This window comes from Pseudomonas sp. HP_01, assembly GCF_055284355.1.
The window spans coordinates 141,436-159,032 of sequence record NZ_JBTOPV010000078.1 but is presented as its reverse complement, the minus strand read 5'-3'; the positions used below and the strand labels follow the sequence as shown (position 1 = coordinate 159,032).

Below are 17,597 nucleotides of genomic sequence, written 5' to 3'. Positions count from 1 at the left end.
GGAGCGCCCATGAACAAGCGCGAGAAAGTGTCGTTCAAAAAGCTCATACCGCTGTGGATCTACCTGCTGTTTCTGCTGGTGCCGATCTACTGGCTGGTCAACATGTCGTTCAAGACCAACACCGAAATCCTCGGCGGCCTGACCCTGTTCCCACAGGACTTCACGCTGGCGAACTACAAGGTGATCTTCACTGACGAAAGCTGGTACAGCGGCTACATCAACTCGCTGTACTACGTCTGCCTGAATATGGTGATATCGCTGAGCGTCGCATTGCCTGCGGCCTATGCGTTTTCACGCTATCGTTTCCTCGGCGACAAACACCTGTTCTTCTGGCTCCTGACCAACCGGATGGCGCCACCTGCGGTTTTCCTGCTGCCGTTCTTTCAGCTGTACTCGTCCATCGGCCTGTTCGACACGCACATTGCGGTAGCGTTGGCACATTGTCTGTTCAACGTGCCGCTGGCGGTGTGGATTCTGGAAGGCTTCATGTCCGGCGTTCCCAAGGAGATTGACGAAACGGCCTACATCGATGGCTATAGCTTTCCCAAGTTCTTCGGCAAGATTTTCATCCCGCTGATCGGCTCGGGTATCGGTGTGACGGCGTTCTTCTGCTTCATGTTCTCCTGGGTCGAATTGCTGCTGGCGCGCACGCTCACCTCGGTCAACGCCAAGCCGATCGCAGCGGTCATGACCCGTACCGTTTCGGCGTCGGGTATTGATTGGGGGGTGCTGGCAGCGGCGGGGGTGTTGACCATTCTGCCGGGGATGCTGGTGATCTGGTTCGTTCGTAATCACGTGGTCAAGGGCTTCGCTCTTGGTCGTGTCTGAGGAGTCGAAAAATGGAGTGGATGTCCTGGACCCTGCCAACTGCTATTTTCTTTGCGTCTATCGCTGCGATTCTGGTTGCGATGACGGCCTGGGAACTGCGTTCGGCGAGCATTGAACGTCGTGGTTTTCTACCGATTGCCACCACACGCGGCGATCGTCTGTTCATCGGTCTGCTCGGAAGCGCTTACCTGCACCTGATGGTGATCGGCGCAACGAGCTGGAATATCTGGGTGGCCTCAGGGTTGTCTCTGGTCTGGCTGTTGGTGGTGATGCGTTGGGGTTGAAGAAAAGCGAAATGTAGCTGTAGGAGCGCTTGCCCGATGGCGGTGTGTCAGGCCATTCGTCCTGCATACGCGGATCGCATTCGCGGGCAAGCGCGCTCCTACAGATGAAAATGCGAGCACGTTGGATCACATAAGAATCAACACAAGAGGTGTCTATGTTCAATAAGAAAAACAAGCTGCGACATAGTGTGACGGTAGCGACGATGGTAATGCTCAGTGGCTTGAGCGTGTCGGCCTGGGCCGATCAATACGAGGATGCCGCCAAGAAGTGGGCCTCCAGCGAGTTCAAGCCGACCACGCTGTCCGATGCCGATCAGCTCAAGGAGCTGGAGTGGTTCATCAAGGCGGCCGAGCCGTTCCGCGGCATGGACATCAAGGTGGTTTCCGAAACCTTGACCACCCATGAATACGAATCCAAAACCCTGGCCAAGGCGTTCACCGAAATCACCGGCATCAAGGTCACCCACGACCTGCTGCAGGAAGGCGACGTGATTGAAAAGCTGCAGACTGCCATGCAGTCCAACCAGAGTATCTATGACGGCTGGGTCAACGACTCCGACCTGATCGGTACCCACTTCCGCTACGGCAAGGCAATGTCTCTGACCGACCTGATGGCCAGCCCGGAAGGTTCGAAGGTCACCTCTCCGACGCTCGACATCAAAGACTTCATCGGCACCTCGTTCACCACGTCGCCTGAAGTCAAAGACGCTTCCGGTAAAGTCGTCACGCCGGCCAAGCTGTATCAGCTGCCTGACCAACAGTTCGCCAACCTGTACTGGTTCCGCGCCGACTGGTTCGAGCGTCCTGACCTGAAAGCGAAATTCAAGGCCAAGTACGGTTACGAGCTGGGCGTTCCGGTGAACTGGTCCGCCTATGAAGACATCGCCAAGTTCTTCAGCGAAGACGTCAAGGAACTTGACGGCAAGAAAGTCTACGGGCACATGGACTACGGCAAGAAAGACCCGTCCCTGGGCTGGCGCTTCACCGATGCCTGGTTCTCCATGGCCGGCAGCGGCGACAAAGGCTTGCCGAACGGCTTGCCGGTCGACGAGTGGGGCATCCGTGTAGAAGACTGCCACCCGGTCGGTTCGAGCATTACCCGCGGCGGCGACACCAACGGCCCGGCAGCCGTGTTCGCCACTCAGAAATACATCGACTGGCTCAAGGCTTACGCACCACCTGAAGCAGCAGGCATGACATTCTCCGAGTCCGGCCCGGTGCCGTCCCAGGGTAACGTCGCTCAACAGATCTTCTGGTACACCGCTTTCACCGCTGACATGACCAAGCCAGGTCTGCCAGTCATGAACGCCGACGGCACGCCGAAATGGCGGATGGCGCCGTCGCCAAAAGGTCCTTACTGGAAAGAGGGCATGAAGCTGGGTTATCAGGACGTGGGCTCCTGGACCTTCCTGAAGTCCACCGAAGAGAAGAAGCGCCTGGCCGCCTGGCTCTACGCGCAGTTCGTGACGTCGAAGTCCGTCTCGCTGAAGAAAACCATCGTGGGCCTGACGCCGATTCGCGAATCGGACATCAACTCCAAAGAGATGACCGCTCTGGCGCCGAAACTCGGTGGTCTGGTCGAGTTCTATCGCAGCCCGGCCCGCGTGCAATGGTCGCCAACCGGCACCAACGTTCCGGATTATCCGAAGCTGGCACAGCTGTGGTGGAGTCACGTGGCTGAAGCCGTCACCGGCGAGAAAACCGCCCAGGCGGCCCTCGACGGTCTGGCCAAGGACCAGGACGCTATCATGACTCGCATCGAGCGCTCCAAGGTGCAGGACGCGAGTGGTTGCGCACCGAAGATGAACCCGGAAACCTCGGCCGAAGAGTGGTACACCAAAGCCGAGAAGAGCAACGGTGCCTTCCTCGCGCCGCAACGCAAACTGGCCAACGAGAAACCGAAGGGCGAAACCATCGCATACTCGGACCTCTTGAAGAGCTGGGAAGCCGCGAAGAAGTAACCTGCACGCTTCTACGTTCGGCGCATAAAAAAACGGCACCCTCGGGTGCCGTTTTTCATGTGCGCGCTTTGCTGCTCAGGGCTTGGGAAATCAGCCGTGCAGCGTCTCAGCCGCATACAGCGTGTTTTCCAGCAGGCAGGCGCGGGTCATCGGGCCAACGCCGCCTGGCACCGGCGTGATCCAGCCGGCGCGGGGCAGGGCGGTTTCGTACACTACGTCGCCCACCAGCTTGCCGTCATCCTGACGGTTGATGCCGACATCGATGACGATGGCGCCTTCCTTGATCCACTCGCCCTTGACCAGGCCCGGCTTGCCCGCTGCTACGACCACCAGATCGGCGCGACCGACGTGTCCGGCCAGATCCTGGGTGAAACGATGGGTCACGGTCACGGTGCAGCCCGCCAGCAGCAGCTCCATCGCCATCGGACGACCGACAATGTTGGAAGCACCCACCACGACCGCGTCCTTGCCGTACAGATCGACACCGGTGCTTTCCAGCAGGGTCATGATGCCCTTGGGGGTGCACGGGCGCAGCAGCGGAATGCGCTGGGCCAGCCGGCCCACGTTGTAGGGGTGGAAACCGTCGACGTCTTTATCCGGGCGGATGCGCTCCAGCAGGCTGGAGGATTCAAGATGTTCGGGCAGCGGCAGTTGCAGCAGGATGCCGTCGATGGCCGGGTCGTCGTTGAGGCGATCGATCAGATCGGTCAGTTCGGTCTGGCTGGTTTCACTGGGCAGGTCATAGGCCTGGGAGATGAAGCCGACCTCTTCGCAGTCTTTGCGTTTGTGCGAGACGTAAACCTGAGAGGCGGGGTCGCTGCCGACCAGAATCACCGCGAGGCCGGGCGTGCGCAGGCCTTGCTCGCGACGCTGGGCGACTCGTTGAGCGATCTGCTGGCGCAGGTTGGCTGCGATCGCTTTGCCGTCTATTAGTTTTGCAGTCATTACGCGTGATTAACCATCGGAAGGGGAGGGAAAAAGAGCGCGCATTCTCGCATGACCTGACGCAAGGGCAAAGACGGTTGGTCCGCTTAATAAGCTAACCCCTTTAATTAACTGAATTTTTTTGAAAAAAGTGTTGACGACCTTTTGGGCCGTCTATAAGATTCGTCGCACTTGTCGGGCACAACCCCACACAGGATAAGCCGGAAGCGGCGGATCAGGTCGAAAGGTTGAATAAGTCAGGTAGAGTTAAGATCTGCTCAGCGTGATTGAAAGCTCTTAATTTGCAGTCTCACGAAGGCAAATGAAATAAGTGCCCGTAGCTCAGCTGGATAGAGCATCCGCCTTCTAAGCGGATGGTCGCAGGTTCGAGTCCTGCCGGGTGCGCCATTAGGCAGCTTTGGCACAAGTAGCATTCAGCTTGAATGCGTCGGTTACAACGCAATATGGTGGGCGTAGCTCAGTTGGTAGAGCACGGGATTGTGACTCCCGTTGTCGAGGGTTCGATCCCCTTCGTCCACCCCATATTCGAAAAGGCGCCAGATTCATAATCTGGCGCCTTTGCTTTAAGCGCTTCAAAACGCGGATGTGGTGGAATTGGTAGACACACTGGATTTAGGTTCCAGCGCCGCAAGGTGTGAGAGTTCGAGTCTCTCCGTCCGCACCAGTTACAAGTCTCGCAACACCTTGGGTGTTGAGGGTTGAAAGAAAGCCGCCTTGTGCGGCTTTTTTTGTTTCAGCGTACTGCATTTAATGCGGTGCGAGCTTGGCGAGTCCACGACACAGGGCTCGTTTGGTGTGCTTCCAGGGGACTGGGTCATGTTTCGGTCGTCCTTTTGCTTCCTTTATATAGGGGCATATCAGGTGCGTTCCAGACACCTCCCGCAGGCTGAAACAGTCGTCTGTGACTCCCGGGCTGCATGCCACTTTATTTACCCTCATTCAGCAGGGTGACTTCTTGAGTTTGACCCACTAGAATGCTTGCCCTTGATTCTGGGGTCGGAAACGGCCGGCTAACGTCTGTGCAACGAGGAATATCAATGCAAGTTTCTGTTGAAAACACTTCCGCTCTCGAGCGCCGCATGACCATTGGCGTGCCCGCTGAGCGCATCGAGACTGAAGTCAACAAGCGTCTGCAGCAGACCGCACGTAAAGCCAAGATCCCGGGCTTCCGCCCAGGCAAAGTGCCTATGAGCGTGATCCGCCAGCGTTACGAAGACGGTGCTCGTCAAGAAGCACTGGGCGACCTGATCCAGGCGACCTTCTACGAAGCAGTGGTCGAGCAAAAGCTGAACCCGGCTGGTGCACCTTCCGTCGAGCCTAAAACCTTCGAAAAGGGCAAGGACCTCGAGTACATCGCTACTTTCGAAGTATTCCCTGAGTTCACCGTGGCCGGTTTCGAGTCCATTTCCGTCGAGCGTCTGTCGGCTGACGTCGCTGATTCCGATCTGGACAACATGCTGGAAATCCTGCGCAAGCAGAACGTCAGCTTTGAAGTAGCCGACCGTGCTGCACAAAACGAAGACCAGCTGAACATCGACTTCGTCGGCAAGATCGACGGTGAAGCGTTCGCTGGCGGTTCGGCCACCGGTACTCAGCTGGTGCTGGGTTCGGGTCGCATGATCCCGGGTTTCGAAGACGGTCTGGTTGGCGCCAAAGCCGGCGAAGAGCGCGTTCTGAACCTGACCTTCCCGGAGGATTATCAGAATCTGGAACTGGCTGGCAAAACCGCCGAGTTCACCGTCACTGTCAACACCGTGTCGGCACCGACGCTGCCTGAGCTGAACGAAACGTTCTTCAAGCAGTTCGGCATCAAGGAAACCAACATCGAAGGCTTCCGCACCGAAGTTCGCAAGAACATGGAGCGCGAGCTGCGTCAGGCCATCAAGTCCAAGGTCAAGAATCAGGTAATGGACGGTCTGCTGGCCGCCAACCCGATCGAAGTGCCTAAAGCGCTGCTGGAAAACGAAGTGAACCGTCTGCGCGTTCAGGCTGTTCAGCAGTTCGGCGGCAACATCAAGCCTGACCAACTGCCGGCAGAGCTGTTCGAAGAGCAGGCAAAGCGCCGCGTCGAGCTGGGTCTGATCGTGGCTGAAGTCGTCAAGCAATTCGACCTCAAGCCTGAAGACACCCGCGTTCGCGAGCTGATTCAGGAAATGGCTTCCGCTTACCAGGAGCCAGAGCAGGTTGTGGCCTGGTACTACAAGAACGAACAGCAAATGAACGAAGTTCGTTCGGTTGTGCTGGAAGAACAAGTTGTGGATACTGTTTTGCAGAAAGCGAGCGTGACCGATAAAGCGGTCTCGTACGAAGAGGCAGTCAAGCCGGTTGAAGCTCCGCAAGCCGACTGATTTCCTTCTCTCGTTCGAAAACACCATAAGCCAGCCTTCGCGCTGGCTTATGCGTATTCAAGACATGACTATTTGGGAGTGAATGCGAGACATGTCCCGCAATTCTTATATTCAGCAGAACTCTGACATCCAGGCCGCTGGCGGCCTGGTCCCGATGGTTATCGAGCAGTCCGCCCGTGGCGAGCGTGCCTATGACATCTACTCCCGCCTGCTCAAGGAACGCGTCATCTTCCTGGTCGGTCCGGTTGAAGACTACATGGCCAACCTCATCTCGGCGCAGCTGCTGTTCCTTGAAGCGGAAAACCCGGACAAGGACATCCATCTTTACATCAACTCCCCAGGCGGTTCGGTGACTGCGGGCATGGCGATCTACGACACCATGCAGTTCATCAAGCCGGACGTTTCCACGACCGTCATGGGCCAGGCCTGCAGCATGGGCGCTTTCCTTTTGGCCGGTGGTGCCAAGGGCAAGCGTTTCGCACTGCCGAACTCTCGCGTCATGATTCACCAGCCGTTGGGCGGTTTTCAGGGGCAGGCGTCGGACATTGACATCCACGCGAAAGAAATCCTGTTCATCCGTCAACGTCTGAACGAGCTGCTGGCGCACCACACCGGCCAGACGCTGGAAGCGATCGAGCGCGACACCAACCGCGACAACTTCATGAGCGCCGAACGCGCTGCTGAATACGGTCTGGTGGACTCGGTCATTGATCGGCGTCAAATGACCAAATGACTGCGTGAAGGGCAATGATCGCGGGCGGTTGCTACTTCCGTGCCGCCTGCGGACTTGAAAAATCGAGCAATTGCCCTCATCTTGTGTTGCAAGCCTACCGGATTGGATCGATCGAATGACTGACACCCGCAACGGCGAGGACAACGGCAAACTGCTTTATTGCTCCTTCTGTGGCAAAAGCCAGCATGAAGTGCGCAAGTTGATTGCCGGCCCCTCGGTATTTGTTTGTGACGAGTGCGTCGACCTGTGCAACGACATCATCCGCGAGGAGGTGCAGGAAGCACAGGCCGAGAGCAGCGCGCATAAACTGCCATCGCCTAAAGAAATCAGCGGCATCCTTGACCAGTACGTCATTGGTCAGGAACGTGCCAAAAAGGTTCTCGCAGTAGCGGTGTACAACCACTACAAGCGACTGAACCAGCGTGACAAGAAAAACGACGACGTTGAACTGGGCAAAAGCAACATCCTGCTGATCGGCCCAACGGGCTCCGGCAAGACGCTGCTGGCGGAAACGCTGGCTCGGTTGCTCAACGTTCCGTTCACCATCGCCGATGCCACCACCCTGACCGAAGCCGGTTACGTGGGTGAGGACGTCGAGAACATCATTCAGAAGCTGTTGCAGAAGTGCGATTACGATGTCGAGAAGGCCCAGATGGGCATTGTCTACATCGACGAAATCGACAAGATTTCGCGCAAGTCCGACAACCCTTCCATCACCCGTGATGTGTCGGGCGAAGGCGTGCAGCAAGCGTTGCTGAAGCTGATTGAAGGCACCGTGGCTTCCGTCCCGCCTCAAGGTGGTCGCAAGCACCCGCAGCAGGAATTCCTGCAAGTGGACACGCGCAATATCCTCTTCATCTGTGGCGGTGCGTTCTCTGGCCTTGAAAAGGTCATCCAGAATCGCTCCACCAAAGGCGGCATCGGCTTCAACGCCGAAGTACGCAGCAAGGAAGAGGGCAAGAAGGTCGGCGAGTCCCTGCGTGAAGTCGAGCCTGACGATCTGGTCAAGTTCGGTCTCATCCCGGAGTTCGTGGGCCGTCTGCCTGTACTGGCGACGCTGGACGAGCTGGATGAAGCTGCGCTGATGCAGATTCTGACCGAGCCGAAGAACGCGCTGACCAAGCAATACGGCAAGCTGTTCGAGATGGAAGGCGTGGACCTCGAGTTCCGCCCGGATGCGTTGAAATCGGTTGCCCGTCGTGCGCTCGAGCGCAAGACCGGTGCTCGCGGTCTGCGCTCCATCCTCGAGGGCGTTCTGCTCGACACCATGTACGAGATCCCGTCGCAATCCGACGTGAGCAAGGTGGTGATCGACGAGAGCGTCATCGAGGGCACCTCCAAGCCGCTGTTGATTTACGAAAACAGCGAGCCACCTGCCAAGGCGGCACCCGACGCGTAGCCTGCTGGCAACGCACCGGGCGACTGGAAACGAAAAGGGCCCTCGGGCCCTTTTCGCGTTTCTTTCAAAGCCGGTCTGCGTTTCAGCGTGCTTTCGGTTTAACTCAAAGCGACGCTTGTTTTTTTAAGGTTCAACCCCCATCTTGATTTTCAGCTTATTTATATCTGTCCTTGGCCTGAAGGCCGCCGTAGAGGCGAAATCATGAAGACGACTATTGAACTGCCTCTCTTGCCACTGCGCGATGTTGTGGTTTATCCGCATATGGTTATCCCGCTGTTCGTGGGGCGCGAGAAGTCGATCGAGGCCCTTGAAGCGGCGATGACCGGCGACAAGCAGATCTTGCTGCTGGCGCAACGAAATCCGGCCGACGACGATCCCGGTGAAGACGCCTTGTACAACGTGGGTACCGTCGCCACCGTGCTGCAGCTGCTGAAGCTGCCTGACGGCACCGTGAAGGTTCTGGTCGAAGGCGAGCAGCGCGGCTCTGTCGAGCGTTTCATCGAGGTCGACGGCCATTGCCGCGCCGAAGTGGCGCTGATCGATGAAGTCGATGCCCCGGATCGTGAATCGGAAGTCTTCGTCCGTAGCCTGCTGGCGCAGTTCGAGCAGTACGTACAGCTGGGGAAAAAAGTCCCGGCGGAAGTGCTGTCCTCGCTTAACAGCATCGATGAGCCGGGTCGTCTGGTTGACACCATGGCCGCCCACATGGCGCTGAAGATCGAGCAGAAGCAGGAAATCCTCGAGATCATTGACCTGTCTGCCCGTGTCGAACACGTGCTGGCGTTGCTGGATGCCGAAATTGACTTGCTGCAGGTCGAGAAGCGCATCCGCGGTCGCGTGAAAAAGCAGATGGAGCGCAGTCAGCGCGAGTACTACCTGAATGAGCAGATGAAGGCCATTCAGAAGGAGCTCGGCGACAGCGAAGAAGGCCACAACGAAATCGAAGAGCTGAAAAAGCGCATCGATGCTGCCGGCCTGCCCAAAGACGCGATGACCAAAGCCACCGCCGAGCTGAACAAGCTCAAGCAGATGTCGCCGATGTCTGCCGAGGCCACCGTTGTTCGCTCTTACATCGACTGGCTGGTCCAGGTGCCGTGGAAGGCACAGAGCAAGGTCCGTCTGGACCTCGCCCGCGCCGAGGACATCCTTGATGCAGACCACTACGGTCTGGACGAAGTCAAAGAGCGCATCCTCGAATACCTCGCCGTGCAAAAGCGCGTGAAGAAGATTCGCGGCCCGGTGCTGTGCCTGGTCGGTCCTCCTGGTGTGGGTAAAACCTCGCTGGCGGAGTCGATCGCCCACGCCACCAACCGCAAGTTCGTCCGTATGGCCCTGGGCGGCGTGCGTGATGAAGCTGAAATTCGCGGCCACCGTCGTACCTACATCGGTTCGATGCCAGGTCGCCTGATCCAGAAGATGACCAAGGTCGGCGTGCGCAACCCGCTGTTCTTGCTCGATGAAATTGACAAGATGGGCAGCGACATGCGCGGTGACCCGGCGTCGGCGTTGCTGGAAGTGCTCGACCCCGAGCAGAACCACAACTTCAACGACCATTACCTGGAAGTCGATTACGACCTGTCCGATGTGATGTTCCTGTGTACCGCCAACTCGATGAACATTCCGCCGGCGCTGCTCGACCGTATGGAAGTCATCCGTCTGCCTGGCTACACCGAAGACGAGAAGATCAACATCGCGACCAAGTACCTCTCGCCCAAGCAGATCGCTGCCAACGGCTTGAAGAAAGGCGAGATCGAGTTCGAAGTCGAGGCCATTCGCGACATCATCCGTTACTACACCCGTGAAGCGGGCGTGCGTAGCCTTGAGCGTCAGATCGCCAAGGTCTGCCGCAAGGCGGTCAAGGAACACGCCCACGAGAAGCGTTTTTCCGTGACCGTTACGGCGGACATGCTCGAGAACTTCCTGGGCGTGCGCAAATTCCGTTATGGCTTGGCCGAGCAGCAGGATCAGGTCGGTCAGGTGACCGGTCTGGCCTGGACTCAGGTAGGCGGCGAGCTGCTGACCATCGAGGCGGCGGTTGTTCCGGGCAAGGGTCAATTGATCAAGACCGGTTCGCTGGGCGATGTGATGGTCGAGTCGATCACTGCCGCGCTGACGGTGGTGCGCAGCCGTGCGAAGAGCCTGGGCATCCCTCTGGACTTCCACGAGAAGCGCGACACGCACATCCATATGCCGGAAGGCGCGACGCCGAAAGACGGCCCAAGCGCAGGCGTAGGCATGTGCACGGCGCTGGTGTCCGCACTGACGGGGATTCCGGTCCGCGCCGACGTGGCCATGACAGGTGAAATCACCCTCCGTGGACAGGTGCTGGCAATCGGTGGTCTCAAGGAGAAATTGCTGGCCGCTCACCGTGGTGGCATCAAGACAGTGATCATCCCCGAAGAGAACGTTCGTGATTTGAAGGAGATCCCGGACAACATCAAGGCAGACCTGCAGATCAAACCGGTTAAATGGATTGACGAGGTCCTCCAAATTGCGCTGCAATACGCGCCGGAGCCCTTGCCGGATGTGGCTCCCGAGATGGTTGCCAAGGATGAAAAGCGCGAGTCTGACGCCAAGGAGAGGATCAGCACGCATTAGGCTGGGAGGCCTTCCTTGACAGGTTTTTGGAGCCCTTGCTATAAAGCGGCTCTTCAAGCCTGTTCAGGCCGCTCGTGTTCGTTTGGTTTCACCAAAAAAAACTTAGAAATACTCAAATATATAAGGGGACTTAGAGTGAACAAGTCGGAACTGATTGATGCCATCGCCGCATCCGCTGACATCCCGAAAGCTGCTGCCGGCCGTGCGCTGGATGCTGTAATCGAATCCGTCACTGGCGCTCTCAAGGCTGGCGACTCTGTTGTACTGGTAGGCTTCGGCACTTTCTCCGTCACTGATCGTCCTGCCCGTACCGGCCGTAACCCTCAGACCGGTAAAACCCTGGAAATTCCAGCGGCCAAGAAACCAGGCTTCAAAGCCGGTAAAGCTCTGAAAGAAGCCGTCAACTAAGTTTCTTTTTACTTTGCCCGCCCGGAACAGCGTTATCTCTGTTCGGGGCGTGAAGCGGCACGTGCGGTTGGTCAAGCGCTGGACTGTCACTCGGGGAACGCACATCGAACCCCGTCCGCTTTGCAAGTTACGAGAAGGCGCATCCTCGGATGCGCCTTTCTTCTATCCGGATTCAACCCACGCTCCGCGTTACCGTGTGCAGCAGCCTGGTGAGTCGAGTACAACCCTCTGGGGGATACATGCTGCAGAATATCAGGGACAATTCACAGGGCTGGATTGCCAAAACCATCATCGGGGTCATCATCGCTCTGATGGCCCTGACCGGGTTCGATGCCATTTTCCGGGCTACCAGCCACTCGCAGGATGCTGCGAAGGTCAATGGCGAGGAAGTCACCCAGGCTGAACTGGGTCAAGCGGTTGAAATGCAACGCCGCCAGCTGATGCAACAGTTGGGCAAGGATTTCGATCCTGCGATGCTCAACGAAAAGATGCTGCGTGACTCGGCCCTCAAAGGCTTGATCGACCGCAAGCTGCTGTTGCAGGGCGCCGCCGATTCGAAGTTCGGTTTCTCCGAAGCCGCGCTGGATCAGCAAATGCTGTTGACCCCTGAATTTCAGGTCGACGGTAAATTCAGTGCTGATCGCTTCGATCAGGTCATTCGCCAGCTCGGTTACTCCCGTCTGCAATTCCGCCAGATCCTGGGCCAGGAAATGCTGATCGGTCAGATTCGTGCCGGCATCGGCGGCAGTGCGTTCGTCACTGACGCGCAGGTCGACGCGTTTGCCCGCCTGGAAAAACAGACCCGCGATTTCGCTACGCTGACCCTGCCGGCCGATCCGTCGAGCGTGAAAGTCACCGACGACGAAATCAAGGCGCACTACGATCAGCACGCGAAAGAGTTTCTGAGTCCTGAGCAAGTGGTACTCAACTACATCGAGCTGAAGAAGTCTTCCTTCTTCGACAAGGTGTCTGTGAAGGATGAAGACCTGCAGGCGGCTTATCAGAAAGAGATTGCCAACCTGGCCGAGCAGCGCCGCGCGGCGCACATCCTGATCGAAGTCAACGACAAGACCACGGACGCGCAGGCGAAAGCCAAGATTGAAGAAATCCAGCAGCGTGTGGCCAAAGGCGAAGATTTCGCTGCGCTGGCGAAGGAGTTCTCTCAGGATCCGGGCTCGTCGACCAAGGGCGGTGACCTGGGCTACGCCGGCAAGGGTGTCTATGACCCGGCCTTTGAAGACGCGCTGTACGCGTTGAACAAGGATCAGGTCTCCGCGCCTGTTCGCAGTCAGTTCGGCTGGCACTTGATCAAGCTGCTGGGCGTTGAAGCGCCATCGGTGCCGACGTTCGCCAGCTTGAAGGAGAAGCTGACCCACGAGCTGAAATCTCAGCAGGTCGAGCAGAAGTTCGTCGATGCGAGCAAGAAGCTGGAAGACGCGGCGTTTGAAGCGTCGGATCTGTCCCAGCCGGCTCAGGACCTGGGTCTGAAAGTGCAGACGACTGCGCCGTTCGGTCGCGAGGGTGGCGAAGGCGTTGCAGCCAACCGTGCGGTGATTCAGGCGGCTTTCAGCCCGGAAGTGATGGAAGAGGGTTCCAACAGTTCTGCGCTGGAGCTGGATCCTGAAACCGTGGTGGTGGTGCATGTCAAAGAGCACCGTCAGCCTGAGCAGCTGCCGTTGGAAGCGGTGTCGTCGCCGATTCGTTCGCAGCTGGCGAAAGAACATGCCAGCGATGCGGTGAATGCGAAAGGTGAGGCGCTGTTGGGAGGCCTGCGTGACGGTAAGGTGCCGTATGCGGCGACCAAGCAGGAAGGTCAGAGCTGGAAGGTCGTGGAAGCGGCGTCACGCAGCCAGGAGGGTGTCGATCCTCAGGTGCTGCAGGCTGTGTTCCGTATGCCTAAGCCGGAAGGCAAGGACAAGCCGGTTTATGGCAGCCTGACGGCGGCGGATGGCAGCTTTGTGATTGTGCGTCTGAATGGCGTGAATCAGGCGGCGCCAGCGTCGGATGAGGAGAAGAGTCAGTACCGTCGTTTCCTGTCCTCCCGTGAGGGGCAGCAGGATTTCGCGGCCTACCGTAAGCAGTTGGAAGCGGCGGCGAAGATCGAGAAGTATTGATCGACGCAGAACGCTGTTAACAGAAAGCCCCGACTCGCGAGAGTCGGGGCTTTTTTGTATTCGCTGGGGTGGGGCAAGATCAAGAGCGTCTGCCTAAGGGCAGACTGTTTCGCCTTCGGCGAGTTACTTGAAAAAGCCCCAAGTAACCAAGGGCTTGTGCTCCTGGTTGGGCCCTTCCTTCGTCAGGGTTCCTTCACTCCGGTCTCGCTCCGTGGGCCCGCGCCGAACGGACATCCATGTCCTGACGGCGCTCTCGCCGCATCCATGCGGCTCGGCCCACTCCACGACACCTGCGTTCAGCCTGCACCCAAGTCGCGATTGGCGGTGACTGGACTTTTTGCGTAGGAAGATCAAAAGCACATCTAGAGCAGATCAACAGCTTCCCGGCTGAAGGCGGTCCCACTAGGTGTCCGCGGTGCTTCCGTGGGACCGGCTTTGATCGTTCCCACGCTCCACGTGGTAACGCCGCCCCAGACGCTCCGTGCCCCTCGGACGACGCATATTCAGGCCGGGGAGGTGACGCGGAGCGTCACGGTATGCATTCCCACGCAGAGCGAGGGAACGATCAAAAGTCAAAAGCTTCCCGGCTGAAGCCGGTCCCACTAGGTGTCCGCGGTGCTTCCGTGGGGCCGGCTTTGATCGTTCCCACGCTCCGCGTGGTAACGCCGCCCCCGACGCTCTGCGTCCCTCGGACGACGCATATTCAGGCCGGGGAGGTGACGCGGAGCGTCACGGTATGCATTCCCACGCAGAGCGAGGGAACGATCAAAAGTCAAAAGCTTCCCGGCTAAAGCCGGTCCCACTAGGTGCCCGCGGTGCTTCCGTGGGGCCGGCTTTGATTGTTCCCACGCTCCGCGTGGTAACGCCGCCCCCGACGCTCTGCGTCCCTCGGACGACGCATATTCAGGCCGGGGAGGTGACGCGGAGCGTCACGGGATGCATTCCCACGCAGAGCGAGGGAACGATCAAAGCAATCAAGATCAACAGCTTCCCGGCTGAAGCCGGTCCCAAGAGGTGAACGCGGTGCTTTTCGTGGGACCGGCTTTAGCCGGGAAGCCTCTGATCTGCCTGCTTTGCTTTTGATCTTGATCTTCAAGCACATAAAGCCCAGACGACGCCTATCGCGACTTGGGTGCAGGCCGAACGCAGACGACGCGGAGTGGGCCGAGCGGCATGGATGCCGCGAGAGCGCCGCCAGGACATGGATGTCCGTTCGGCGCGGGCCCACGGAGCGTCGTCGGAGTGAGGGAACCCCGAGGAACGAGGGGCCTAGCCAGGAGCAAGCACCCTTGGTTACTTGGGGTGCTTTTCCAAGTAACTCGCCGGAGGCGAAACAGTTCTGCCTCTGGCAGAACCCTGTCAGCGCCACCCGCGGCCTGGAATTATCACGCTACTCCAGGGCCGATCTCACCAAAGAAACCCAAGGCGAAAAAAAGCGGCAGATCATCTAGCCCCATGGCCGTCTGATCCACCGCTTTTGCCAGCTAGCCGGCGTTTACAAGTCCTGCACCCGTCTCCAGAGCGTAATCACTCTGAAGACGGCCAAGCAACCATCAACCTTCCAGATCACCCATCGCCGTGGTGTTGAAACCACCGTCGACGTACATGATCTCGCCACTGACACCGGACGCCAGGTCAGAGCACAAGAAAGCGCCTGCGTTGCCCACTTCTTCAATGGTCACGTTGCGACGCAATGGAGTCTGCGCCTCGTTTGCCGCCAGCATCTTGCGGAAGTTCGAAATACCCGAAGCCGCGAGGGTACGGATCGGGCCAGCCGATACCGCGTTGACGCGTGTACCTTCAGGGCCGAGGCTGCGGGCCAGGTAACGAACACCGGCTTCAAGGCTGGCCTTGGCCATGCCCATCACGTTGTAGTTCGGCATGGTGCGCTCGGCGCCCAGGTACGACAGCGTCAGCAGGCTGCCATTGCGGCCCTTCATCAGGTCGCGGCCGGCCTTGGCCAGGGCCACGAAGCTGTAGGCGCTGATGTCGTGAGCGATACGGAAACCTTCACGGGTGGTGGCTTGGGTGAAGTCACCGTCCAGCTGGTCGCCCGGTGCGAAGCCAACGGAGTGCACGATGCAATCCAGACCGTCCCACTTCTTGCTCAGCTCTTCGAAAACCTTGGCGATTTCTTCGTCGCTGGCGACGTCGCAAGGGAAGCACAGATCAGCGTTCGAACCCCAGCTCTCGGCGAATTCCTCGACGCGCTTCTTGAGTTTTTCGTTCTGATACGTGAAGGCAAGCTCAGCGCCTTCACGGTGCATGGCGGCAGCGATACCGGATGCGATGGACAATTTGCTGGCGACACCGACGATCAGGACGCGCTTACCGGCGAGAAAACCCATTGTTTTGTTCCTCTTCAGGTTAATCGACAGCTGCCGGCGCCAAGAAGGCGGCCTCCAGCAGCTGCTGTGTATAAGGATGTTGCGGTGCGGCGAAGATGTCTTCTGCCACACCTTGTTCGACCACTTGGCCTTGCTTGACCACCATCAGTTGGTGGCTTAACGCCTTGACCACCGCCAGATCATGGCTGATGAACAAATACGTCAGGTTGTACTTGGTTTGCAGGGAGCGTAACAGCTCCACCACTTGACGCTGAACGGTGCGGTCGAGGGCCGAAGTCGGCTCGTCCAGCAAAATCAGCGCCGGTTTTAACACTAATGCCCGGGCAATGGCGATTCTTTGCCGCTGTCCCCCTGAAAACTCGTGGGGGTAGCGGTGCCGGGTCGCCGGGTCCAGACCCACTTCCTTGAGCGCTTCGATCACCGCCGCCTCCTGCTCCACCGGCGTGCCCATCTTGTGGATCCGCAGGCCTTCGCCAACGATGTCACACACCGACATGCGCGGGCTGAGGCTGCCGAACGGGTCCTGAAACACCACCTGCATCTGCCGCCGCAGCGGCCTGACCTGATGCTGATTCATCTCCGCCAGCGATTGCCCGTGAAAGCGTATCTCGCCTTCGCTGCGAATCAACCGCAGGATCGCCAGGCCCAGCGTTGATTTGCCGGAGCCGCTCTCGCCGACAATCCCCAGCGTCTGGCCCTTGGGCAGACTGAAGTGGATGCCGTCGACCGCCTTGACGTGATCGACCGTGCGCTTGAACACGCCTTTCTTGATCGGAAACCATACTCGCAGGTCTTCGACTTCCAGCATTGGCGCGCCCGGCGGATTGTTCGCCGGCCCGCCTTTGGGCTCGGCGCTGAGCAGTTCACGGGTGTACGGATGCTGCGGCGCGCGGAACAGCTCTTCGCACGATGCCTGTTCGACGATGCAACCGCGCTGCATGACACATACTCGGTTGGCAATTTGCCTGACGACGTTCAAATCGTGGCTGATCAGCAGCAAGGCCATGCCCAAGCGGGCCTGCAATTCCTTAAGGAGCTCAAGGATTTTCAGCTGCACCGTGACGTCCAGCGCGGTGGTCGGCTCATCGGCGATCAACAATTCGGGTTCGTTGGCCAGGGCCATGGCAATCATCACCCGCTGGCGCTGGCCGCCGGACAGTTCATGGGGCAGGGCCTTCAAGCGCTTTGCCGGCTCCGGAATGCCCACCAGCTCCAGCAGCTCCAGCGTGCGCCTCGTCGCGGCTTTGCCGGTCAAACCCTTGTGCAACCCGAGGACTTCATTGACCTGCTTTTCGATGGACTGCAGCGGGTTCAGCGAGGTCATCGGCTCCTGGAAGATCATCGCGATGCGGTTGCCGCGGATGCCGCGCAGGCGCTTCTCGCTGACCTTCAGCAGGTCGTCACCGGCGTAGCGAATCGTTCCGGTCGGGTGGCGCGCAAGCGGGTAGGGTAGCAATCGCAGGATCGAATGGGCGGTGACTGACTTGCCCGATCCGCTTTCGCCGACCAGTGCCAGGGTTTCGCCCTTGCGGATGTCGAAGCTGATGCCTTCGACCACCCGCTGCACGTTGGTGCCGTTCACGAATTCGACGGAGAGGTCGCGAATCTCGATCAGATTGTCCTGATTCATC

12 protein-coding genes and 3 tRNA genes are annotated in these 17,597 nt (G+C 58.6%); 12 read left to right on the top strand and 3 right to left on the bottom strand.

Translation table 11 applies throughout. The features are described 5' to 3' along the window. Window positions 1–27: 27 nt before the first annotated feature. From ACYAR8_RS24535 to ACYAR8_RS24525, 3 genes are all read left to right on the top strand, one after another. Entirely contained in the window at window positions 28–828 is an 801-nt protein-coding gene (locus ACYAR8_RS24535) for a carbohydrate ABC transporter permease (RefSeq protein WP_074892149.1), read from the top strand. A gap of 11 nt (window positions 829–839) precedes the next feature. Continuing rightward, window positions 840–1,112, top strand: a complete 273-nt coding sequence (locus tag ACYAR8_RS24530; protein ID WP_074892077.1) for a DUF2160 domain-containing protein — start codon at window positions 840–842, stop codon at window positions 1,110–1,112. Window positions 1,113–1,267: 155 nt separating this feature from the next. Beyond that, the gene (locus tag ACYAR8_RS24525; RefSeq protein WP_074892075.1) at window positions 1,268–3,073 is read left to right on the top strand and encodes an ABC transporter substrate-binding protein; all 1,806 of its coding nucleotides are present in this window, start codon (window positions 1,268–1,270) and stop codon (window positions 3,071–3,073) included. A gap of 90 nt (window positions 3,074–3,163) precedes the next feature. Here ACYAR8_RS24525 and folD read toward each other — a convergent pair whose 3' ends face one another. Further along, window positions 3,164–4,018 carry a bifunctional methylenetetrahydrofolate dehydrogenase/methenyltetrahydrofolate cyclohydrolase FolD gene (folD, locus tag ACYAR8_RS24520; protein WP_074892073.1) on the bottom strand — a complete coding sequence of 285 codons (855 nt, stop codon included), beginning with the start codon at window positions 4,016–4,018 and terminating at the stop codon, window positions 3,164–3,166. 310 nt (window positions 4,019–4,328) lie between these two features. On the opposite strand from folD, the gene ACYAR8_RS24515 reads away from it, so the two are divergent. From ACYAR8_RS24515 to ACYAR8_RS24475, 9 genes are all read left to right on the top strand, one after another. Continuing rightward, window positions 4,329–4,405 (top strand) — tRNA-Arg (locus ACYAR8_RS24515). A 59-nt stretch (window positions 4,406–4,464) separates the two neighbouring features. Next, window positions 4,465–4,540: transfer RNA gene (locus tag ACYAR8_RS24510), tRNA-His, on the top strand. A gap of 57 nt (window positions 4,541–4,597) precedes the next feature. Further along, a tRNA-Leu gene (locus tag ACYAR8_RS24505) sits at window positions 4,598–4,682 on the top strand. 373 nt (window positions 4,683–5,055) lie between these two features. Beyond that, complete coding sequence (gene tig, locus ACYAR8_RS24500; protein WP_427685299.1) at window positions 5,056–6,366, top strand: trigger factor; 1,311 nt, start codon at window positions 5,056–5,058, stop codon at window positions 6,364–6,366. Window positions 6,367–6,457: 91 nt separating this feature from the next. After that, window positions 6,458–7,099, top strand: a complete 642-nt coding sequence (gene clpP / locus ACYAR8_RS24495; protein WP_122537614.1) for an ATP-dependent Clp endopeptidase proteolytic subunit ClpP — start codon at window positions 6,458–6,460, stop codon at window positions 7,097–7,099. Between the two features lie 115 nt (window positions 7,100–7,214). Further along, the gene (clpX, locus tag ACYAR8_RS24490; RefSeq protein WP_037013640.1) at window positions 7,215–8,498 is read left to right on the top strand and encodes an ATP-dependent Clp protease ATP-binding subunit ClpX; all 1,284 of its coding nucleotides are present in this window, start codon (window positions 7,215–7,217) and stop codon (window positions 8,496–8,498) included. A gap of 201 nt (window positions 8,499–8,699) precedes the next feature. Further along, window positions 8,700–11,096 (top strand): endopeptidase La, encoded by a 2,397-nt coding sequence (gene lon / locus ACYAR8_RS24485; RefSeq protein WP_074892773.1) that lies wholly within the window; start codon window positions 8,700–8,702, stop codon window positions 11,094–11,096. 135 nt (window positions 11,097–11,231) lie between these two features. Next, window positions 11,232–11,504, top strand: coding sequence for an HU family DNA-binding protein (locus tag ACYAR8_RS24480; RefSeq protein ID WP_003183171.1), 273 nt, complete (start codon window positions 11,232–11,234; stop codon window positions 11,502–11,504). A 239-nt stretch (window positions 11,505–11,743) separates the two neighbouring features. Then, a complete protein-coding gene (locus ACYAR8_RS24475) occupies window positions 11,744–13,618 on the top strand; it encodes a SurA N-terminal domain-containing protein (RefSeq protein WP_463581310.1) in 1,875 nt (624 codons plus the stop codon). Window positions 13,619–15,171: 1,553 nt separating this feature from the next. On the opposite strand, the gene fabI is transcribed toward ACYAR8_RS24475, so the two are convergent. Next, on the bottom strand, window positions 15,172–15,966 hold the full coding sequence (fabI, locus tag ACYAR8_RS24470; RefSeq protein WP_037013635.1) for an enoyl-ACP reductase FabI: 795 nt from the start codon (window positions 15,964–15,966) through the stop codon (window positions 15,172–15,174). 19 nt (window positions 15,967–15,985) lie between these two features. Beyond that, a complete protein-coding gene (locus ACYAR8_RS24465) occupies window positions 15,986–17,596 on the bottom strand; it encodes an ABC transporter ATP-binding protein (protein WP_463581309.1) in 1,611 nt (536 codons plus the stop codon). Window position 17,597 lies beyond the last annotated feature (1 nt).